The sequence below is a fragment of the Streptomyces sp. NPDC002867 genome (assembly GCF_053591895.1).
The window spans coordinates 102361-123121 of record NZ_JBSFUR010000021.1; the positions used below are offsets into that span (position 1 = coordinate 102361).

Annotated in this window: 16 protein-coding genes and 1 pseudogene; 11 read left to right on the top strand and 6 right to left on the bottom strand. The window is 72.8% G+C overall.

From position 1 onward, the window contains the following. Positions 1 to 114: 114 nt before the first annotated feature. Complete coding sequence (locus ACWD0A_RS21120; RefSeq protein WP_451300233.1) at positions 115 to 1227, bottom strand: NADAR family protein; 1113 nt, start codon at positions 1225 to 1227, stop codon at positions 115 to 117. Between the two features lie 258 nt (positions 1228 to 1485). Between ACWD0A_RS21120 and ACWD0A_RS21125 the strand changes: the two genes are divergently transcribed. Continuing rightward, the gene (locus tag ACWD0A_RS21125; protein WP_451300235.1) at positions 1486 to 4077 is read left to right on the top strand and encodes an MXAN_6230/SCO0854 family RING domain-containing protein; all 2592 of its coding nucleotides are present in this window, start codon (positions 1486 to 1488) and stop codon (positions 4075 to 4077) included. A 58-nt stretch (positions 4078 to 4135) separates the two neighbouring features. On the opposite strand, the gene aceB is transcribed toward ACWD0A_RS21125, so the two are convergent. Beyond that, positions 4136 to 5767: a malate synthase A gene (gene aceB, locus ACWD0A_RS21130; protein WP_451300237.1), complete on the bottom strand. Its 1632-nt coding sequence runs from the start codon at positions 5765 to 5767 to the stop codon at positions 4136 to 4138. Positions 5768 to 6024: 257 nt separating this feature from the next. Beyond that, positions 6025 to 6645: a nucleotidyltransferase family protein gene (locus ACWD0A_RS21135; RefSeq protein ID WP_451300239.1), complete on the bottom strand. Its 621-nt coding sequence runs from the start codon at positions 6643 to 6645 to the stop codon at positions 6025 to 6027. 169 nt (positions 6646 to 6814) lie between these two features. Between ACWD0A_RS21135 and ACWD0A_RS21140 the strand changes: the two genes are divergently transcribed. After that, entirely contained in the window at positions 6815 to 8743 is a 1929-nt protein-coding gene (locus ACWD0A_RS21140) for a protein kinase domain-containing protein (protein ID WP_451300241.1), read from the top strand. A gap of 132 nt (positions 8744 to 8875) precedes the next feature. Continuing rightward, positions 8876 to 9187, top strand: a complete 312-nt coding sequence (locus tag ACWD0A_RS21145) for a DUF5955 family protein (protein WP_451300243.1) — start codon at positions 8876 to 8878, stop codon at positions 9185 to 9187. A 330-nt stretch (positions 9188 to 9517) separates the two neighbouring features. On the opposite strand, the gene ACWD0A_RS21150 is transcribed toward ACWD0A_RS21145, so the two are convergent. Then, positions 9518 to 10318, bottom strand: a complete 801-nt coding sequence (locus ACWD0A_RS21150; protein WP_177149093.1) for an IclR family transcriptional regulator — start codon at positions 10316 to 10318, stop codon at positions 9518 to 9520. A 341-nt stretch (positions 10319 to 10659) separates the two neighbouring features. On the opposite strand from ACWD0A_RS21150, the gene allB reads away from it, so the two are divergent. Next, entirely contained in the window at positions 10660 to 12015 is a 1356-nt protein-coding gene (gene allB / locus ACWD0A_RS21155) for an allantoinase AllB (RefSeq protein ID WP_451300246.1), read from the top strand. A 4-nt stretch (positions 12016 to 12019) separates the two neighbouring features. Next, complete coding sequence (gene alc / locus ACWD0A_RS21160) at positions 12020 to 13150, top strand: allantoicase (protein ID WP_451300248.1); 1131 nt, start codon at positions 12020 to 12022, stop codon at positions 13148 to 13150. Between the two features lie 106 nt (positions 13151 to 13256). Here alc and ACWD0A_RS21165 read toward each other — a convergent pair whose 3' ends face one another. Further along, on the bottom strand, positions 13257 to 13988 hold the full coding sequence (locus tag ACWD0A_RS21165; RefSeq protein WP_451300250.1) for an SDR family oxidoreductase: 732 nt from the start codon (positions 13986 to 13988) through the stop codon (positions 13257 to 13259). A gap of 179 nt (positions 13989 to 14167) precedes the next feature. On the opposite strand from ACWD0A_RS21165, the gene ACWD0A_RS21170 reads away from it, so the two are divergent. The 5 genes and pseudogenes from ACWD0A_RS21170 to ACWD0A_RS21190 all read left to right on the top strand — a co-directional run bounded on the left by ACWD0A_RS21170 (position 14168) and on the right by ACWD0A_RS21190 (position 18503). Further along, entirely contained in the window at positions 14168 to 14779 is a 612-nt protein-coding gene (locus ACWD0A_RS21170) for a dihydrofolate reductase family protein (protein WP_177149229.1), read from the top strand. Between the two features lie 104 nt (positions 14780 to 14883). Beyond that, positions 14884 to 15861, top strand: a complete 978-nt coding sequence (locus ACWD0A_RS21175) for a DMT family transporter (protein ID WP_451300252.1) — start codon at positions 14884 to 14886, stop codon at positions 15859 to 15861. Next, positions 15803 to 16060: pseudogene (locus ACWD0A_RS21180) on the top strand (response regulator transcription factor); the annotation flags it as partial. The gene ACWD0A_RS21175 and the pseudogene ACWD0A_RS21180, both read left to right, overlap by 59 nt. Before the next feature lie 9 nt (positions 16061 to 16069). Next, a complete protein-coding gene (locus ACWD0A_RS21185; RefSeq protein ID WP_451300254.1) occupies positions 16070 to 17245 on the top strand; it encodes a cytochrome P450 family protein in 1176 nt (391 codons plus the stop codon). Positions 17246 to 17306: 61 nt separating this feature from the next. Beyond that, positions 17307 to 18503 (top strand): cytochrome P450 family protein, encoded by a 1197-nt coding sequence (locus tag ACWD0A_RS21190; protein WP_451300256.1) that lies wholly within the window; start codon positions 17307 to 17309, stop codon positions 18501 to 18503. Positions 18504 to 18782: 279 nt separating this feature from the next. Here ACWD0A_RS21190 and ACWD0A_RS21195 read toward each other — a convergent pair whose 3' ends face one another. Beyond that, the gene (locus ACWD0A_RS21195) at positions 18783 to 19787 is read right to left on the bottom strand and encodes a Gfo/Idh/MocA family protein (protein ID WP_451300258.1); all 1005 of its coding nucleotides are present in this window, start codon (positions 19785 to 19787) and stop codon (positions 18783 to 18785) included. Positions 19788 to 19863: 76 nt separating this feature from the next. Here ACWD0A_RS21195 and ACWD0A_RS21200 point away from each other — a divergent pair, with 76 nt between their 5' ends. Then, positions 19864 to 20661, top strand: coding sequence for a GntR family transcriptional regulator (locus ACWD0A_RS21200; RefSeq protein ID WP_451300260.1), 798 nt, complete (start codon positions 19864 to 19866; stop codon positions 20659 to 20661). The last annotated feature ends 100 nt before the right edge of the window (positions 20662 to 20761 follow it).

The window sequence follows — 20761 nt, forward strand, 5'->3', positions numbered from 1 at the left end:
CGGGTATCGGCCGAGTGCCTGAAGGCACGAGGGGCTGGCTGCTTCGTGCCGGTGCGCTGTCCTGTTCGGGCGGCACCTGTGCCGGGGCGGCCCCCGGCGACTACGCCGGACCCGTCACCCCAAGCCCGCCCGCTGGGCGTGCAGTTCCGAGCGGATCAGTTCCAGCAGGCGCCCCACCCAGTTGCGGCCGCGGCCCGCGTTGTCGCCCCAGAAGGCCGAGTCCGCGTCGGCGTAGACGAGCGTCGCGTCGGCGGTCGACAGCAGGAAGTCGGCGAGGTCGGGGTGCTGGGCGTACTTGGCGCGCAGCAGGCGGTGCATGACCGCGGTGCGGGCGTGCTCCCAGCCGTCGCGCTGCGGGGCTTCGGCGGCGAGCCGGGCCGCCGCGGCCGCGGTGTCGGCGGTCGTGATCGCCTCGCGGGCAGCGGGATCCGCGGTGGACAGTGCCCAGTACGCGTGCGCCGCCGAGGGATACGTGACGCCGTCGATGTCGACCGGCGCCGGGAAGTCCGTCCGCAGCGACTTCTTGTTCTGCGCGTCCGAGGGCTTCAGCGGGTAGACGTGGGGGACGTGGATGCCCGGGGCGTGCGGCGTCGCGGGGCCGTCCGCAGGGACGCGGGAGGGCCGTTCGGCGATCCAGCGGGCCCGGTCCTCGAGGAAGGCGATCGCGTCGTCGTACTCCTCCTGGGGCACCGGGTCGTCCGGCCACTCGTCCGTGTGTCCGCCCGGTCCCGCAACGAGGACCTTGAGCGGTTCGTCTCTGCGGTCCATGTCGCCGAGGGCGTAGATCCGCTGGGTGACCGGGATGGCGTGGTACGCGGCGCGGACGTCGGCGCGCCTCTCCTCGGTCCGGTCGGCGAGGAACGCGTCGACGGCCGCCAGGCACCGGTCCGTCGAGTCGGGGCGGCCGTTGAGCTGGTCGATCGTGTCCCGGACCTCGGCGAGCATCACCTCCGGGGTGAGCCAGGTGTGCGGCTCGTAGAACGTCCAGCCCGCCAGGTCGTGGCCCGACGCCCGGGCGCCTTCGGGGAGTTCGGTGGCGACCCAGCCGCTGCGGAGCTTCTGCTCGAACTCGTCGAGGGTCACCAGGCCCCAGCAGTCGACGAGCCCGTCCGCGTAGATGAACAGGTCGGTGAGGAAGTAGTCGCCGTTACGGATGAAAGCATGACGCCACGTACCGGGGACGCGGACGCCGTCCGCCATGCGATGGGTGACCCGTCTGCCGATCATCGCGCCATTGTGCAGGTTCCTCGCCGGCACAGGGGCACGAGGTGAGTCCCCGGCACGGAAGCGCGGGCGGAGGACCGGCCGGAGAGACGGATGACCGGCCGGAAAACCGGATGATCAGTACCTATGCCCCCTGTTATCTTCGTGACGCGCGGGGCGGCTCCCGGGTGTGCTTCCTTCATCAACTTCCTTTGACGAAACAGCGTGCCCACTTCCCGCCCCGCGCAGCACCCGGTCATCCGGGGAGGGGGAGAACCAGACGTGTCCAGCACCACCACCAGCCGTGCCACCACCACTCCGCGCAGCCTCGCCGCCGTGCTCCTCGCGCGGCGCGGCACCGTCTACCTGCCGGAGGGCGGGAACGTCTCCGAGCCCGCCGGGCACGTGGGCGCCGCGCTGCTCGAGGCAGATCTCGTCGAGCGCGGGTATCTCGTGGCCGCCCCGCTGCGCGCCGCGTTCGCGGCGCTCGACGCCCGGGCCCTCGGGGAGACGGGCCGGGAGCTGCTCCAGGACATCGATCGGGAGACCGGCGCCGACCGGCCGCATGAACCCCTGCTGCGCGGATTCCCGGACAGCACGCCGCGCAACACGTACGCGCACTACGTCGCCCGCGTCCTCACGGTGCTGTTCCAGCGGCCCGAGCAGCCATGCGTGCTGTGCGGCACGGTGGACTCGGTCGTGCCCGTCGCGCCCTGCGCCCACCTCGTGTGCGGCACCTGCTTCGACGGCGCCGACTTCTCGGCCTGCCCGGTGTGCGAGCGGCGCATCGACCCCGCCGATCCGTTCCTGCGTCCCCAGCGCCCGCGCCGGATCTTCTCCCGCCGCCCCGCGCGGCCCCAGCGGCTGCGACTGCTCGCGTACGGCGGCGATCTGAGCGACCGTCAGCGGGATGCCGCCCGGGAACTGGACACGCTGCTCGCCCGGACCGGCGCCCTGACCCCGCAGGACACCGACGACCTGGACGCCCTGCTGGCCGCCCGGACCCGCGACGGACTCGACCGGCTGCCCGCCACGGTGCCGGGCCGCGAGACCAAGGCCCGTCTCGTCGCCTGGCTGCTCGCCGACCCCGCGGACCTGCCGGCCACCCTGCCCTTCGCCACCGGTCTGATCGACACCGCCACCGACGTGCTGCGGGTGCTTGCGGTCCGTTCCGGCGGCGACGCCGGGCTCGTGCGGATCCCGCGCTTCGCCCGCGTACCCCGTCCGCTGCGCCGCGCCCTGCTGTCGGCCCTGGACGCTCTCGACCCGGCGCAGGCGGCCCAGGACATGCGGCGGTACCGGCGTGCCTGGATCCACGCCGCGGAACTGCTCCACCCCTTCGAGCACACGGACCGGTACCCCCGCGCGGCAGTCGCCTTCGCCGCGCTGCGCGGCACGGCGCTCGGCGACGACGCCCTGTCCCTGGCCCTGCGCAAGGCCGCGGTCGGCGTCGACGGCATCGACGTCACCGGCCCCGCGGTGACCGTACGCACCTGGGGCGGCCAGGTCGAGGCCGCTCTCGCGGACCGCGACCTCGGCCGTGCGCTCGCCCTGCTCGGCCGGCGGCCGGGCGAGCTCGTCCGCCGCCTCGACCACCTGCTGCGCCTCGCCGGTGACGGGGACGAGGGCCGCGACGTCGTGACCGCGCTGGAAAGGGCCGTCGGGCGCGTGGCGCCGGCCGTGGTGCTCTCCGCGCTCGGCGCGATCCGCACCCGTACGCGCGAGCGCACGGTACGGGTGTTCTTCCCCAAGGGCGCGGCAGCGCGGGCCCATGTGACCGACGACGGCAGGCCGCCGCTCCCCACCGGGCTCGTGCGGTCGGTCACCGGCGTGCTGACGGCGGAGATGCTGCGCCGCGCCGGGGAAGCGGCACCCGTGGAGGTCGCGGTGGTGGACGCGGCGCTGGACGGCGTCGTCGCGCCGTTCACCGAACGGACCGCGTCGCGGGCCCTGGTGACCCTGCCGCGCGGCAGCGAACTCGCCGTCCCGGACGGCACCACGCTGCGCCTGTTCCTGCACTGGATGGAGAGTCCCGCCTCGGGACGCACCGACCTCGACCTGTCGGCGGCCATGTTCGCCGCGGACTGGCGGCACATGGGGGAGTGCGACTACACCAGGCTGCGGTACGAGGGCACGGCGGCCGTGCACTCGGGCGACCTCCAGAGCGCCCCGCCCCCGCTCGGCGCGTCCGAGTTCGTGGACCTCGACCTGGAGCGGCTCGCCGAGGCCGGGGTGCGGTACGTCGTCGCGGTCGTCTACTCGTACAACAACGTCCCCTTCGGCGACCTGGCGGACGCCTTCGCCGGGCTCATGGTGCGGGACGCGCCCGGGAACGAGGGCCCCGTGTTCGACGCGCGTGCGGTGGAGCAGCGCTTCGACCTCACCGGCAGCAGCCGCGCCTGCGTGCCGCTGATCGTCGATGTGCAGGCGCGCACCATGCGCTGGCTCGACGTGGTCAAGGGCGTCACGGGCACGCAGCACGCGGTGTGGCGGCACGCGCACGCGCTGGCGACCCTCTCCCACCGGCTCACGGAGCTGTTCGCGTCCGGCGCCCGCGTCGGCGTGGGGGAGCTCGCGGTGTGGCAGGCCGCGGCGCGGGCCGCCACCGTCGTCCTGCGCCACACGGACGGTTCGCGGAGCGTGTACGCGCGGCGGGACGGCGAGGACGTGGCCGCCTTCGCGGCCCGCATCGGCTCACCGGAGACGGACCCGGCCGAGCCGTCGGCACGGCCCCGGCTGGCCTTCCTGCTGCGCGGCGACGTCGACGTGGCCGACGGCGGGGAGGTGTTCGCCGTGTACCCGTACGCGCAGGACGCGACGCGCGTGCGCCTGATCGCCGCCTCGGACGTCGTCACGGCCCTCGCGCCGCGCTGACACGCCACCGCCCCCGGTGCTGTGCGGTACCGGGGGCGGTGGGCGTCAACGGGTGGTGTCAGCCCTCCAGTTGCTCGTACGCCGGCAGCGTCAGGAAGTCCTCGTACGACTCGTCCAGCGCCACCTTCAGCAGCAGGTCGTGCGCCTGCTGCCACTTGCCGGCGGCGAACGCCTCCTCGCCCAGCTCCGCGCGGATCGCGTCCAGTTCCTCCGCGGCGACCTTGCGGGCCAGCTCCGGGGTGGCCCGCACTGTCTTTCCGGCGTGCTCGAAGACCACGCCCGCGTTGATCCACTGCCAGATCTGGGAGCGTGAGATCTCCGCCGTCGCCGCGTCCTCCATCAGGTTGAAGATGGCGACCGCGCCGAGGCCGCGCAGCCACGCCTCGATGTAGCGGATGCCGACCTGGACCGCGTTGCGCAGGCCCTCGTAGGTGGGCCTGGCGTCCAGGGAGTCGATGGCGATCAGGTCACCCGGCGCCACCGAGACGTCCTCGCGCAGGCGGTCCTTCTGGTGGGGCTTGTCGCCCAGCACCGCGTCGAAGGACGCCATGGCGATGGGGACCAGGTCCGGATGGGCGACCCACGAGCCGTCGAAGCCGTCGCCGGCCTCACGGTCCTTGTCGGCCTTGACCTTCTCGAAGGCGACCTTGTTGACCTCGGGGTCCTTGCGGGAGGGGATGAACGCCGCCATGCCGCCGATCGCGTGCGCGCCCCTCTTGTGGCAGGTGCGGACCAGCAGTTCGGTGTACGCGCGCATGAACGGAGCGGTCATGGTGACCGCGTTGCGGTCCGGCAGGACGAACTTCTCTCCGCCGTCACGGAAGTTCTTGACGATGGAGAACAGGTAGTCCCAGCGGCCGGCGTTGAGGCCGGAGGCGTGGTCGCGCAGCTCGTAGAGGATCTCCTCCATCTCGTACGCCGCCGTGATCGTCTCGATCAGGACGGTCGCGCGGACGGTGCCCTGCGGGATGCCGACGTAGTCCTGGGCGAAGACGAAGATGTCGTTCCAGAGGCGGGCCTCCAGGTGCGACTCCGTCTTCGGCAGGTAGAAGTACGGCCCCTTGCCGAGGTCCAGCAGGCGCTGGGCGTTGTGGAAGAAGTACAGGCCGAAGTCGACCAGGGAGCCCGGCACCGGGGTGCCGTCGACCCGCAGGTGGCGCTCGGTGAGGTGCCAGCCGCGCGGGCGCATCACGACGGTCGCGAGCTCCTCGGCGGGGCGCAGGGCGTAGGACTTGCCCGACCGCGGGTCGGTGAAGTCGATGCGGCGCTCGTAGGCGTCGATCAGATTGAGCTGGCCGAGGACCACGTTCTCCCAGGTGGGGGCCGAGGCGTCCTCGAAGTCGGCGAGCCAGACCTTCGCGCCGGAGTTGAGCGCGTTGATGGTCATCTTGCGGTCGGTGGGTCCGGTGATCTCCACCCGGCGGTCGTTGAGGGCCGCGGGCGCCGGGGCGACCTTCCAGGAGTCGTCCGCGCGGATGGCGGCGGTCTCCGGGAGGAAGTCCAGCGTGGAGGTGCGGGCGATCTCGGCGCGGCGGGCGGCGCGGCGGGCGAGCAGCTCGTCACGCCGGGGCGTGAACCGCCGGTGCAGCTCTGCCACGAACGCGAGGGCCGCGTCGGTCAGGACCTCTTCCTGCCGGGGCAGGGGCTCGGCTTCGACGATGGCCAGCGGGGACGGCGCTGGTGCGGACATGAGCTGTCACTTCCTTCAGCGAGCATTTCAGCGAGCTTCTAGCGAGCGTCGCGGGCTTCACGAGGGGCGCCGGGCGGCCGCCCGGCGCCACAGCGTGGCACTCAGTGCCAAGGCTCCGGGGTACGGCCGAGGGGCGCCCTCCGATGGTCGGGCGCTTCTGAACAGTGGATAGTAGTTACCGCATGGTGGAAGTTCAATGGTTTGTTGATATCGAGATTCTCCGGGTCGACAGAACGTGTCGCTCAGTGCCACGCCGCTCACCCAAGGTGCCTCAGGTCCCCGGGCGTGTCGATGTCGTACTCCTCCGCCACGTCCCCGCACTCCACGAGCGTCAGCTCGCCCTCGTGCGCCGCCACGTACGCCCGCGCCCCGCGGTCCCCGACCGCACTCGCCGCGATGTCCGCCCAGCGGTCCGCGCCGAACACGAGCGGATGGCCCCGCTCGCCCCCGTACGCCGCGGCCGCGAGCGCCGCACGCGACAGACCCGCGGCCCGCACCCGCGCGACCGCCCGCGCGCCGATGCCCGGCTGGTCCACGAGCAGGACCAGCACCGCGTCCACGCCCTCGGCGGGCAGCGAGGCGAGCCCTGCCCGCAGCGACGAGCCCATCCCGCTCTCCCAGTCCGGGTTCTCGGCCACCGTGCACCCCGCCAGGTCCGCCGCCTCGCGCACCGCGTCGGCCGCCGCGCCCAGCACGACATGAACGGGGCCGCAGCCGCCCTCCCGGAGGACCCGTACGGCGTGCTCCACCAGTGGCCTGCCGTGGTGCGTCAGCAGCGCCTTCGGCCGGCCGCCGAGCCGCCGCCCGCCTCCCGCCGCGAGCAACAGGCCCGCGACGACGGGCGCTTGGGGACCGGAGTGCGGCTGAGGGTGTGACATGAGGACTCCTTGGTCCATTTCGGGGCACGAGGACCGGCCGGCGCGTCCGGGCATTTCGCGCGGGCTGCAACCGCGCGGCCCACCCCGGCCGTCCGACGTGGAGAGCATGGGGTGACCTTGGATAAGGTTCACCTCCAATACTGAGGTTCGCCATGGGGGACGAGAGTCGATGAGTGGGCGCGCGCACCAGGGAGCGGTGTTCCAGCCGCTGGGTGAGGACGATCCGAAGACGGTCGCCGGATACAGGATCGCAGCCCGCCTCGGCGCCGGCGGGATGGGCAAGGTCTACCTGTCGTACACACCCGGCGGCCGGCCGGTCGCCATCAAGGTGATCCGGCCCGACTTCGGCCAGGACGCCGAGTTCCGCCGCCGTTTCGCCCAGGAGGTGCAGGCCGCGCAGCGCGTGCAGGGCCTGTTCACGGCACCCGTGATCGACGCCGACCCGGACGCCGAACAGCCCTGGCTCGCCACCGCCTACGTGCCCGGTCCCTCCCTCTCCGACGCCGTCGCCCAGCACGGCAAGCTGCCGGTGGAGACCGTGCTGCTGCTCGTCGCCGGCATCGCCGAGGCGCTGCAGATCATCCACGGCGCGGGCATCGTCCACCGCGACCTCAAGCCCGCCAACGTCCTGCTCGCCGCCGACGGCCCGCGGGTCATCGACTTCGGCATCGCCCGCGCCGCCGACGCCACCTCGCTGACCAGCAGCGGTGTCACCATCGGCACGCCCTCGTTCATGGCTCCGGAGCAGGCCGCGGGCAGCCATGTCACACCCGCGACCGACATCTTCGCCCTCGGCCAGATCGCGGCCTACGCGGCCACCGGCAAGGCGGCCTTCGGCGAGGGCACCTCGCACGGGGTGCTCTACCGGATCGTCCACGAGGAGCCCGACCTCACCGAACTCCCGGACCAGCTGCGCGAACTGGTCACGCGGTGCATGGTGAAGGACCCCGCGGGCCGCCCCTCCGTCGCCGAGATCCTGAGCATCTGTCAGGCGGCCAACGGTGAGACGGTGCTGCGCCGTCCCGAGGAGTGGCTGCCGAGCGTGGTCGCCGCCGAGATCAGCACCCGCAAGGCCGCGCCCGCGCCGCCCGCGACCCCGCCGGCCGGGCAGCCGCCGGTCGCCGGGCAGCCCCCCGCGCAGCCGGCCGCGGCCCCCACCCACATGCCCACCGCGCACGCGGCGCCGTCGACGCCGCCGCCCGGGTTCGGCCCTGCGCCGCAGCCGCCCACGCAGCCGCACGGTCCCTCCGGTCCGCAGGGCCCGTACGGACAGCCCCACTCGCAGCCCCCCGTGCAGCCGGGTACCCAGCCGCAGCCGCACGCCCAGCCGACGTACGGCTACCCGCAGCCCGGCGCGCAGGGCCCTGGCTACGGCTATCCGCAGACGGCCGCCCACGCGCAGCCCGGCGGCCCCGCCCCCTACAATCCCGCCGGCGCCACCGGCCGGACGGCTCCCGCCGCGCCCAGGAAGAAGACGGCGCGCAATCTCGCCATCGCCGTCGCGGTCACGCTGGTGCTGGGCGTCGCCGTCGGCGGCGGTACGTACTTCGCCCTGTCCGGCGACGACAAGGGCAAGAAGAACCAGAGCCAGGACAAGAGCGGTTCGGACAAGCAGAGTTCGACCCCGAAGCCGGACGGCACTGCCTCGGAACAGGGTGACGGCGGCAGCGGTGTCGACTCGCCGCCGGACGAGCCGGTCGCCGACCCGACGCCGAAGACGTACACCGGGATCAACCTGGTGGACCGGTACCACCTCACCCTCGACGACGATCCCGTCAAGCCCGTCGACGACGACTCGCCCTCGGACGTCTACTACAGCGACATCAGCGAGCAGATCCGGACGGAGAACGGCCGGTACATCCTGCTGCGCAGCGGCCAGACGGCCAGTCTCGACACCTGCCGGAACGAGACGCGCTACGCGACCAGCATCGACCTGGACGTCCTGTCGAAGGGCGCCAAGTTCTGCGTGCTGACGGATTCGGGGCATGCGGGTGTGGTGACCTATCAGGGGAAGTCGCCCGACACCGATCCCAGCCAGTTCATCACGCTCGATGTCATCGTGTGGCGTAACGCGATCGATCCCGCCCCTTCGTCCTGAATTCTGTCCTTACTGTGGCGCGTCGCGGGCCGGATGGCGTTAACTGGCCCGCACCCCGCGGACGTTTCGCCGTCCGGCGGAACGCGGTCGCGGGCACAAGGACGTGCGAGGGGCTGGGCTTTGTTGCAGAGCGTGGGGCAGACGCGGGTGACAGGGAGCGGCGAGGAACCGAGAGCGGCGGTATTACGTGCTGCGGTCGCGCAGCTCCGGCGTGAACTGGCCGGGTACCGTGCGGAGTTCGGCGACCGGGCGATCGCCGAGGACGAACTGGCCGTTCTGGCCGCGATGATCGCCGCGGGCGACCCGGAGATCCCGCGCATGCGCCGCTCGCTGCTGCTCATCGCGGGTGCGATCGGGTCGGTGAGCGCGCTGTCGCCGGCGCTGATGCAGGTGAGGAATGCGGTGGACACGTTCGGCGACGTGCCGCCGCGACGGAAGGTCTGACACCGGCGGCGCCCCCGCCCTCCCCGAACCGGGGGCTCCACCCCGGGCCCCACGCTGCCCCTGGCGGGCGACTCCCCGGGGCTGCCCCTGGCGGGCGCGGCTTCGGGGCTCTGTCCGGCGGAGCCGGGACTCCCGCCCTGCTCAGGCGCCGGGCGGGCGGGCTCCGCCCCGGGCCGGGCGCTCGGCGCTCTGGCGGGCGTGGGCTTCCGGGGCTCTGCCGCCGGACCGATCGGGCATGTCGGCCCTCGTCGGCGTTCGAGGCGCGGGGCTTGGGGCGGAGCCCCAACGGGTGCGTCAGGTACGCAACGCCGGACGCGGACGGGCGCGCGCTCAGGACTGGGGGGACGTGCTCGCCAGGGCCGTGGAGAGGTCGTGCGCGACCTCCTGGAGGATCGGCACGATCTTCTCCGTCGCCGCCTCCGTCACCCGCCCCGCCGGGCCCGAGATCGAGATCGCCGCCGCCGTCGGGGAGTTCGGCACGGGGACCGCGAGGCAGCGCACGCCGATCTCCTGCTCGTTGTCGTCGACCGCGTACCCCGCCCGGCGGACCTGTTCGAGCGCGGCGAGGAAGCCCTCGGGCGTCGTGATCGTCTTCTCCGTCGCGGCCGGCATGCCGGTGCGTGACAGCAGGGCCCGTACCTCGTCCGCCGGGGTATGCGCCAGCAGTGCCTTGCCCACGCCCGTGGAGTGCGGCAGGACGCGCCGGCCGACCTCGGTGAACATGCGCATCGAGTGCTTGGAGGGCACCTGCGCCACGTACACGATCTCGTCACCGTCCAGGAGGGCCATGTTCGCCGTCTCGCCGGTCTCCTCGACCAGGCGGGCGAGGTAGGGGCGCGCCCAGGTGCCCAGCAGCCGGGACGCGGATTCGCCGAGCCGGATCAGCCGGGGGCCGAGCGCGTAGCGGCGGTTGGACTGCTGCCGTACGTACCCGCAGGCCACCAGCGTGCGCATCAGCCGGTGGATGGTCGGCAGGGGGAGCCCGCTGCTCGCGGACAGCTCGCTCAGCCCGACCTCGCCACCGGCGTCGGCCATGCGTTCGAGCAGGTCGAAGGCGCGCTCCAGGGACTGCACGCCACCACTGGCGGCGGGCTTGGCTGCGTCGGTGGTGCTGGCGCTGGACGTCGGCACGTCGGCGGTCCTTTCGGGCAGGCAGGGCAAGTCAGCAGCCTACCGGGCGTGTGCGTGGGGCACATCGCTCCCGTCGAGGCGTCTTTGCCGGTCAGGGCCCGTTTGTCCGGGTGTCAGCGGGCTTTCCGGGCAGGTCGGCGGCCTCTCCGTTAGGCGAAGCAACCCACATGACAGTGGAATCTTACTTCCACTTTGTGGAAACGTCCAAGCATGCCGCCCGGTGCGGGTGGGTCTTGACGGGCGTCGGTCGGGAGTGAAGACTTCTTCAACAGTTCGTTGAATTTCTGGCCCGCCGGAGCAGATTCGGCGTTCGCCTGCGTTGATGCATGTGAGGGGAGCTGGTGTCCGACGTGGACGGGACCGTGGACGTGAACCTGGTGCTGCGCTCGACGCGCGTCGTCACCCCGGAGGGCACGCGCGCCGCGACGGTCGCCGTCGCCCACGGGAAGATCGCGGCGGTGGGGCCGTACGACGCCGAGGTCCCGGCGGGCGCCCGCCTGGAGGACTTGGGCGACGACGCGCTGCTGCCCGGCCTCGTCGACACCCACGTCCATGTGAACGACCCCGGCCGCACCGCCTGGGAGGGCTTCTGGACCGCCACCCGCGCGGCCGCGGCCGGCGGCATCACGACCCTGCTCGACATGCCGCTCAACTCGCTCCCGCCGACGACCACCGTCGAGCACCTGCGCACCAAGCAGGACGTCGCCCGCCCCAAGGCCCACGTCGACACCGGCTTCTGGGGCGGTGCGATCCCGGACAACGTCAAGGACCTGCGGCCGCTGCACGACGCCGGCGTCTTCGGCTTCAAATGCTTCCTGTCGCCCTCGGGCGTCGAGGAGTTCCCCGAGCTCGACCAGGAGCAGCTCGCCCGCGCCATGGCCGAGATCGCCGGCTTCGGCGGCCTGCTCATCGTGCACGCCGAGGACCCGCACCACCTGGCCTCGGCCCCCCAGCGCAGCGGCCCGAAGTACGCCGACTTCCTCGCCTCCCGGCCGCGCGACGCCGAGAACACCGCGATCGAGGGCCTGATCGCCCACGCCGAGCGGCTGAACGCGCGGGTGCACGTACTGCACCTGTCCTCCAGCGACGCGCTGCCGCTGATCGCCGCCGCCAGGCGCAGGGGCGTGGCGGTCTCCGTCGAGTCCTGCCCCCACTTCCTCACCCTCACCGCGGAGGAAGTCCCCGACGGCGCCACGGAGTTCAAGTGCTGCCCGCCGATCCGGGAGGCCGCCAACCAGGACCTGCTCTGGCAGGGCCTCGCCGACGGTGTCATCGACTGCATCGTCTCCGACCACTCCCCGTGCACCACCGACCTCAAGACCCCGGACTTCGCGTCCGCGTGGGGCGGCATCTCCTCGCTCCAGCTGGGCCTGCCCGCCATCTGGACCGAGGCCCGCAAGCGCGGCCACACCCTCGACGACGTCGTCCGCTGGATGTCCTTCGCCCCCGCGAAGCTGGCGGGCCTGAGCGACAAGGGCGCCATCGAGGCCGGCCGCGACGCCGACTTCGCGGTCCTCGCCCCGGACGAGACGTTCACCGTCGACCCCGCCGAACTGCACCACCGCAACCAGGTGACCGCCTATGCGGGCAAGACCCTGCACGGCGTCGTCCGGTCGACGTGGCTGCGCGGCGAGCGGATCGTGGAGAACGGCAACCTGGCCGAGCCGACGGGCCGGCTGCTCGAAAGGAACAACTGAAACCGTGTCCTCTTCCTCCCTTCCTTCCTACACCGGTGACGCCAGTCCGTACGGCGGCGGCGACCCGTACGCCGACTACCGCACCCCCGGACCGTCGGGGTTCTCCTTCACCCAGTACGCCGACCTCGCCGACCGCCGTCTCGGTGCCGGTGTCATCGCCGCCAACGACGAGTTCTTCGCCGAACGCGAGAACCTGCTGAACCCCGAGGCCGCCGAGTTCGACCCCGAGCACTTCGGCCACAAGGGCAAGATCATGGACGGCTGGGAGACCCGGCGCCGCCGCGGTGTCTCCGCCGAGCAGCCCCACCCCACCGACGAGGACCACGACTGGGCGCTCATACGCCTCGGCGCTCCCGGCGTCGTACGCGGCGTCGTCGTCGACACCGCCCACTTCCGCGGCAACTACCCGCAGGCCGTGTCCGTCGAGGGCACCTCGGTCGCCGGGTCCCCCTCGCCCGAGGAACTGCTCTCCGGCGACGTGAAGTGGACGACGCTCGTCCCGCGCACGGCCGTCGGAGGCCACGCCGCGAACGGCTTCGCCGTCGACGCCGAGCAGCGCTTCACTCACCTGCGCGTCAACCAGCACCCCGACGGCGGCATCGCCCGCCTGCGCGTGTACGGCGAGGTCGCACCGGACCCGGCGTGGCTCGCCGCGCTCTCCACGTTCGACCTCGTCGCGCTGGAGAACGGCGGGCAGGTCGAGGACGCGTCCGACCGCTTCTACTCGCCGGCCACCAACACCATCCAGCCCGGCCGTTCCCGCAAGATGGACGACGGCTGGGAGACCCGCCGCCGCCGCGACAAGGGCAACGACTGGATCCGCTACCAGCTCGTGGAGCAGTCCGAGATCCGCGCCGTCGAGATCGACACCGCCTACCTCAAGGGCAACAGCGCCGGCTGGGCCGCCCTGTCCGTGCGCGACGGCGAGAGCGGGGAATGGCGCGAGGTGCTGCCGCGCACCCGCCTGCAGCCCGACACCAACCACCGCTTCGTCCTGGACGCCCCGGCGGTCGGCACCCACGCCCGCATCGACATCTACCCCGACGGCGGCATCTCCCGCCTGCGCCTGTTCGGTTCCCTGACCGACCAGGGCGCGGCCCGGCTGGCCGCCCGCCACCAGGAGCTCGGCGGCTGACGGTCCGCCGAGGGGCGGGCAGGCACGACACCCTCCCCGCTCCCGCGCGCGGGGCGCACCGGCCGACAGCAACGGTGCGCCCCGTACGCACGCCCGGCGCGGCGTGTCACGCCGCGTGGCCGCCGTCGACGGAGAACTCGGCGCCCGTCACGTACGCCGCCCCGTCACCCGCCAGGTACGCGACCATGGAGGCGATCTCCTCCGGGGTGCCGAAGCGGCCGAGCGACGTGTCCGCCTTCTGCGGCTCGGCGTACGGGCCGTCCGCCGGGTTCATGTCGGTGTCGACCGGCCCGGGGTGGACGATGTTGGCCGTGATGCCGCGCCCGCCCAACTCGCGGGCGAGCGCCTTCGTCAGGCCGACCAGGGCCGACTTGCTCGTCGCGTACAGCGTGCCGCCGGGACCCGGTACGCGCTGCGTCATGCAGGTGCCGATCGTGATGATGCGCGAGCCGCGCGCCATCCGCGCCGCGGCGGCCTGGGACGCCAGATAGACGCCGCGGACGTTGGTGGCGAGCACCCTGTCCACGTCGGCCACGGTGATGTTCTCCAGCGGCGCGAGGAGTCCCACGCCCACGTTGTTCACCAGCACGTCGAGCCGGCCGAGCGCATCGGCGGCACGTGCCACCGCCTCGGCGGCCCCGGCCGCGTCCGCGGAGTCGGCGCGCAGCGCCACCGCCCGCCGGCCCAGCCCCTCCGCTGTGCGCACGACCTCCTCGGCGGCCTCCTTCCCCGCCGTGTACGTGATCGCGACATCGGCGCCGTCGCGGGCCAGCCGCAGCGCCGTCGCCGCACCGATTCCGCGGCTTCCGCCGGTCACCAGCGCCACCTTGCCGTTCATCGAAGCCTCCGTGTGCGTTTCCGTGAATGGTTGCGGCTTCAATGACAGCGGGGCGGGGCGCCCGGCGCTGGCGGTGATCGGACGTCGTGATCGGCGCGCCGATGAGTTCCGGGCGACAGTGGAGTCAGAGCTGTGACATCCGAAGGAACCCCCGCGAAACGCTGTGAAAGGCCCGCATCATGGCAAAGCTCAGCCTCACCCAGTTCGTCTCCCTCGACGGCGTCTACCAGGCCCCCGGCGGCCCCGACGAGGACCGCCGCGGCGGCTTCGACCAGGGCGGCTGGAGCGTGCCGTACGGGGACGAGGACTTCGGCCGGTTCGTCGACGAGGTGTTCGAGCGGCCCACCGCCTTCCTGCTCGGCCGCCGGACGTACGAGATCTTCGCCGGCTACTGGCCCCTGCAGACCGACCCCGCCAACCCGATCGCGTCGAAGCTCAACGCCCTGCCGAAGTACGTCGTCTCGACCACCCTCGACACCGCCGACTGGTCCGGCACGAGCATCATCCGCGGCGACCTGGTCAAGGAGGTCACCGGCCTGAAGGAGCGCACCGAGGGCGAGATCCAGATGCACGGCAGCGGCGCCCTCGCCCGATCGCTCATGGCGCACGACCTCATCGACACGCTCCACCTCCTGAGCTTCCCGGTCGTGCTGGGCAAGGGTCTGCGCCTGTTCGCCGACGGCGCGACGCCCACTGCCTTCCGGCACGTCGACGCGAGGACCACCGGCTCCGGCATCGCCATCCACACCTACGAGCTGGCCGGCCGCCCCGAGTACGGCAGCTACGTCTGAAACATGTAGCACCCACACGTCTCGCCCCGGTACGGTGATCGCTCCGTGAGCGAGCCGCCGACGCCTCCGCCACGCCTGTCCGCCGGAGACGTTGGAGACCCAAGGTGTCGTCGATCGCCCTACCCGCCCCCGCGCTCGCACCGCGCCGTGCATGGCTCACCGATCTGCCCGTCCTGCTCGTGGCCGTCGTCTGGGGCGCCAGCTACCTCGCGGCCAAGGGCATCACGACCACGCACACCGTGGTCGCCGTGCTGGTCCTGCGCTTCGCACTCGTCGTGCCGGTGCTCGTGGTCGCGGGCCGGCGGCGGCTGCGCGCGCTGAGCGCGGCCCAATGGCGCGGAGCCGGACTGCTGGGGCTCGTCCTCAGCGGGATCTTCCTGCTGGAGACGTACGGGGTCGTGCACACCTCGGCCACCAACGCCGGGCTCATCATCAGTCTCACCATGATCTTCACCCCGCTCGCGGAAGCGGCCGTGACCCGGCAGCGGCCCTCACGCTCCTTCGTCGCCGCGGCCGGCGTCTCCGTCGCCGGAGTGGTGCTGCTGACCCAGGGCGGCGGCTTCACCACGCCCTCCGTCGGCGACCTGCTGATGCTGCTCGCCGCTCTCGCGCGCACCGTCCACGTCCTGGCGATGGCCAGGACGAAGGCGGTGCGGGGCGCGGACGCGCTGTCGCTGACCACCGTCCAACTGGGCGGCGCGGTGGTCGTGTTCGCCCTGCTGGCGACCGTCCCGGGCGCGGGGGCCTCGCCGTGGTCCGTGGCGGTCGGCTTCGGGCCGGGGGAGTGGGCCGGACTGCTGTTCCTGTCCGTGTTCTGCACCCTGTTCGCGTTCTTCGTGCAGATGTGGGCCGTGCGCCGCACCTCGCCGTCGCGCGTCAGCCTCCTGCTCGGCACCGAGCCGCTGTGGGCCGCGGCGGCCGGTATCGCGATCGGCGGCGAACACCTTGGCGCGCCGGGCCTGTTGGGCGCCGCACTGGTCCTGACGGGCACGACGTGGGGCCGCCGCGCGGCGGACGGCGGCGGCGCGGGGCACGCGACGGCAGGCGGCCGCACGCCGGCTGGAGACGCTCGCCGAGCGTGAACGGGAGGTGGCGGTCGCCGTCGGACAGGCCCGCTCGAACATCGACATCGCGTCGACGCTGTACACGAGCGTTTCGACGGTCAAGACCCATGTGCCGCGCATTCTCGCCGGGACGGGGCTCGACAACCGTGTCCGGATCGCGCTGTCGGCCCATGACGCCGGGCTTCTGGACGAGGACGGTCCGCAGAAGTCGCCGTAGGCTGGGCGAATGACGATCGTTGATCTCGCCGAGTTCGGTGCGGACTTCACGGCGGACCCGTATCCGTACTACGCGCGACTGCGTGAGGCGGGGCCCGTTCATCAGGTGCGGGGTGCCGACGGCGGCCTGTTCTGGCTGATCGTCGGCCACGAGGAGGCTCGGGCGGCGCTCGCCGACGCGCGGCTGTCCAAGACGCCGGCCACGGTCGGCGTGACCATGCTCGACGAACAGGTCATCGGCCCCAACCTGCTGGTGCTCGACCCGCCCGACCACACCCGGCTGCGCAAGCTCGTCGCGCGCGAGTTCACCGGCCGGCGCGTGGAGGCGCTGCGCCCGAGGATCCAGCAGATCACCGACGAACTGATCGACGCGATGCTGCCGGCGGGCCGCGGCGACCTGGTCGACGCGCTCGCCTTCCCGCTGCCGATCATCGTCATCTGCGAGCTGCTCGGCATCCCGGCCGCCGACCGCGACGACTTCCGCAAGTGGTCCAACGCGATCGTCGCCCCCACCAGTGCCGAGGGCGAGTCGGACGCGGTCCACCGGCTGCGCGGCTACCTGGACGAGCTGATCGAGGACAAGCGCTGCGCCGGTCCCGCGGACGACCTGCTCTCCGCCCTGCTGTCCACACGCGCCACGGACGACGACCGCCTCTCCGCCGCCGAACTGCGCGCACTTGCCTATCTGCTGCTCATCGCCGGCCACGAGACCACGGTCAACCTCATCTCCAACGGTATGCGCGCGCTGCTCACCCATCCCGACCAACTCGCCGCGCTGCGGGCCGACTTCTCGCTCCTCGACGGCGCCGTGGAGGAGATGCTGCGCTACGACGGTCCGGTGGAGAACGCCACCGTCCGCTTCAGCGTCGTCCCCGTCCCGTACGGCGACACCGTCATCCCGCCCGGCGAGACGGTCCTCGTGGGCCTCGCCGCCGGCGACCGGGACCCGGCCCGGTATCCCGAGCCGGACCGTTTCGACATCCGCCGCGACACCCAGGGCCATCTGGCCTTCGGCCACGGCATCCACTTCTGCCTGGGCGCGCCGCTGGCCCGGCTGGAGGCCCGTGTCGCCGTCCGCTCGCTGCTGGAGCGCTGCCCCGACCTCGCCCTCGACGAGTCCTCCGCGTACGAGTGGCTCCCCGGCCTCCTGATGCGCGGCGTCCGCCACCTGCCGGTGCGCTGGTAGGCCGCTCACCGACGGCCCCCGGCACCGCGCACACCACACCTGACGATGTGAGAGGAACGCCGTGACCACCGAAGCCGCCACCGTTGATCTCGCCGCGCTCGGCGCGGACTTCACCCGCGACCCCTATCCCGTCTACGCCGCGTTACGCGAGCGGGGCCCCGTCCACCGGGTCCGGCTGCCCGAGGGGCACGAGGCATGGCTCGTCGTCGGATACGAGGCCGGGCGCGCCGTCCTCGCCGACGACGCCCTGTCCAAGGAGTGGCGCAACGCCGCCCCCGACCTCGGCGCCTCCCAGCTGTCGGCCGGCATCACCATGCTCAGCACCGACCCGCCCCGGCACACGCGACTGCGCAAGCTCGTGGCGCGCGAGTTCACCATGCGGCGCGTCGAGCAACTGGCCCCGCGCGTGCAGCGGATCACCGACGAACTGCTGGACCGCATGGGGCCCACGGGCAGAGCCGACCTCGTCGACACGTTCTGCTTCCCGCTGCCCATCGCCGTCATCTGCGAACTGCTGGGCGTGCCCTTCCTCGACCAGGACTCCTTCCGGCGCTGGTCCAACACCGCTCTGGCCTCGACCGACCGTGCCCAGCGGCAGGCGGCGGCGGGGGAGCTGACACGGTATCTGGACGGGCTGCTCGCCGAGAAGCGCGAGAAGCCCGGCGACGACCTCATGAGCGCGCTCATCCACCGCGCCGACGGCGACGACCACGACCGGCTCGGCGGGGACGAGCTGATGGGCATGGCGTGGCTGCTGCTGATCGCCGGCCACGAGACGACGGTCAACCTGATCTCCAACGGCGTTCTCGCGCTGCTCACCCACCCCGAGCAACTCGCCGCGCTGAGGGCCGACTTCTCACTGATGGACGGGGCAGTGGAGGAGATGCTGCGGTACGACGGGCCCGTGGAGACCCCGACGTACCGCTTCACCGTCGAGCCCTACGAGATCGGCGGCACGGTCATCCCCGGCGGGGGACAGCTGGTCCTGGTCACCCTCGCGGACGCCGACCGGGACCCGGCCCGCTATCCCGAGCCGGACCGTTTCGACATCCGCCGCGACACTCGGGGCCATCTGGCCTTCGGCCACGGTATCCACTACTGCCTGGGCGCGCCGCTGGCGCGTCTGGAGGCCCGTGTCGCCATCCGCTCGCTGCTGGAGCGCTGCCCCGACCTCGTCCTCGACGCGCACCCGGCCGCGCTCGCGTGGCGCACGGGCATGCTGATCCGCGGCCCGGAATCCCTCCCGGTCCGCTGGTAACTCGGGGGCGCCTGCCCCCGGGCCCCCGCGCCTGTACGCGACGCGCCCGTCGGGGCTCCGCCCCGAGCCCCGAGCCCCGAGCCCCGAGCCCCGAGCCCCGAGCCCCGAGCCCCGAGCCCCGCGCCTCAAACGCCGGCGAGACTTGATCGCGCGCAGCGAAATCCAGCCCTTCTGGGGGTCCCTCCCACGGCCGCTGGGCCGCAGGGGGAGTTTGAGGACACCGCGCGAAGCGCGGTTCGGAGTCTGGGGGCGAAGCCCCAGTAACCGGGGGCCGGGGACTCAGCCCCCCGGGATCTCCTCCACCCGCACCGGCCGCCGCTCCCGCCGCGACAGCTCGCAGGCCTCCGCCACCCGCAGCGCCGTCAGCGCCTCGCGCCCGTCGCAGGCGTTGTCCGCCTCGCCCTGCACCAGGCGGACGAACGCGTCCAGCTCCGCCTCGTACGCCGGGGCGAACCGCTCCAGGAAGCCCGGCCAGGGGTTGTCCACCGGCGGCAGGCCCTTCGGTTCCGTCGAGCTGATCGGCGTGCGGTCGTCCAGCCCGACCGCGACCTGGTCGAGTTCCCCGGCCAGCTCCATCCGGACGTCGTACCCCGCGCCGTTGCAGCGTGTCGCGGTCGCCGTCGCCAGCGTCCCGTCGTCCAGCGTGAGCAGCGCCGCCGCGGTGTCCACGTCGCCCGCCTCGCGGAACATCGCCGGCCCCGCATCCGACCCCGCCGCGTACACCTCGACGATCTCGCGGCCCGTCACCCAGCGCAGGATGTCGAAGTCGTGGACGAGGCAGTCCCGGTACAGCCCGCCGGACAGCGGCAGGTACGCGGCCGGCGGCGGCGCCGGGTCGGAGGTGATGGCCCGTACGGTGTGCAGCCGGCCGAGCCGGCCCGAGCGCACCAGCTCACGGGCCGCCGTGTACCCCGCGTCGAAGCGGCGCATGAAGCCGAGCTGCAGCTCCGTGCCCGCCTCCTCCACCGCGCGCAGCGCCCCGAGCGTCCCCGGCAGGTCCAGGGCGATCGGCTTCTCGCAGAAGGCGGGGAGCCCCGCACGTGCCGCGCGGGCGATCAGATCGGCGTGCGCGGCCGTGGCCGACGCGATCACCACCGCGTCCACGCCCCAGGTGAAGACCTCGTCGGCGCTGGGTGCCGCGGTGGCGCCGCAGCGGTCCGCCGTCTCCACGGCACGCGCCGCGTCCGTGTCCGCCACGACGAGTGAGCCCACCTCACGATGGCGGCTCAGCACCCCCGCGTGAAAGCTGCCGATACGTCCCGTGCCGATCAGTCCGATGCGCATGGCCCAAAAATGGAGGCGGCACCGCCGCCTGTCAAGGCTTTGTCCTGACAATCGAACCTCACGACTTCCCGTCAACATGGCGTGCGACTACGCTCGCCACGTGCCCAAGCAGCCCAGTCACGAGTCGGAACCGTCCCTCTCGCTCGCGTTGAGCGTGGACCGCACCAGCCCGGTCCCGCTCTACTTCCAGCTCGCGCAGCAGCTGGAAGCGGCGATCGAGAGGGGGGCGCTGACTCCCGGCACCCTGCTCGGCAACGAGATCGAGCTCGCCGGCCGGCTCGGCCTGTCCCGGCCCACCGTCCGGCAGGCCATCCAGTCCCTGGTCGACAAGGGGCTGCTGGTGCGCCGCCGGGGTGTGGGCACCCAGGTCGTGCACAGCCAGGTCAGGCGCCCGCTGGAGCTCAGCAGTCTCTACGACGACCTGGCGGCGGCCGGTCAGCGGCCGGCCACGGTCGTGCTGACCAACACCGTCGAGCCCGCGAGCGCCCAGATCGCTGCCGCGCTCGGCGTCGCCGAGGGCAGCGAGGTCCGGTTCGTCGAGCGGCTGCGCTATGCCCACGGAGAGCCGATGGCCCGACTGCGCAATCACCTGCCCGCCGGCTTGCTGGACTGCGACACGGCCGATCTGGAGTCCACCGGGCTGTACCGGCTGATGCGCGCGGCCGGGATCACCCTGCACAGCGCCCGCCAGTCGGTGGGCGCCCGCGCGGCCGACGCGGGGGAGGCGGAGCTGCTGGGCGAGGAGGCGGGGGCGCCGCTGCTCACGATGGAGCGCACCACGTTCGACGACACGGGCCGCGCGGTCGAGTTCGGGGCGCACGTCTACCGGGCGTCGCGTTACGCCTTCGAGTTCCAGCTGCTGGTCCGTTCCTAGAGGTGTCCGGCGCGGCACCGTCGCGTAAGAATGTTCGGACAAAGTCTTGACGGGCTCGCGGGGTCACCGTAGAAACTCACCCAGCCGCAACCCGGCGGCC

Excerpts from the sequence above, each read along its gene's own strand:
- ACWD0A_RS21120 (WP_451300233.1), bottom strand. The coding sequence starts at position 1,227 with ATGATCGGCAGACGGGTCACCCATCGCATGGCGGACGGCGTCCGCGTC.
- aceB (WP_451300237.1), bottom strand. The coding sequence starts at position 5,767 with ATGTCCGCACCAGCGCCGTCCCCGCTGGCCATCGTCGAAGCCGAGCCC.
- ACWD0A_RS21135 (WP_451300239.1), bottom strand. The coding sequence starts at position 6,645 with ATGTCACACCCTCAGCCGCACTCCGGTCCCCAAGCGCCCGTCGTCGCG.
- ACWD0A_RS21140 (WP_451300241.1), top strand. The coding sequence starts at position 6,815 with ATGAGTGGGCGCGCGCACCAGGGAGCGGTGTTCCAGCCGCTGGGTGAG.
- ACWD0A_RS21165 (WP_451300250.1), bottom strand. The coding sequence starts at position 13,988 with ATGAACGGCAAGGTGGCGCTGGTGACCGGCGGAAGCCGCGGAATCGGT.
- ACWD0A_RS21170 (WP_177149229.1), top strand. The coding sequence starts at position 14,168 with ATGGCAAAGCTCAGCCTCACCCAGTTCGTCTCCCTCGACGGCGTCTAC.
- ACWD0A_RS21185 (WP_451300254.1), top strand. The coding sequence starts at position 16,070 with ATGACGATCGTTGATCTCGCCGAGTTCGGTGCGGACTTCACGGCGGAC.
- ACWD0A_RS21195 (WP_451300258.1), bottom strand. The coding sequence starts at position 19,787 with ATGCGCATCGGACTGATCGGCACGGGACGTATCGGCAGCTTTCACGCG.
- ACWD0A_RS21200 (WP_451300260.1), top strand. The coding sequence starts at position 19,864 with ATGGCGTGCGACTACGCTCGCCACGTGCCCAAGCAGCCCAGTCACGAG.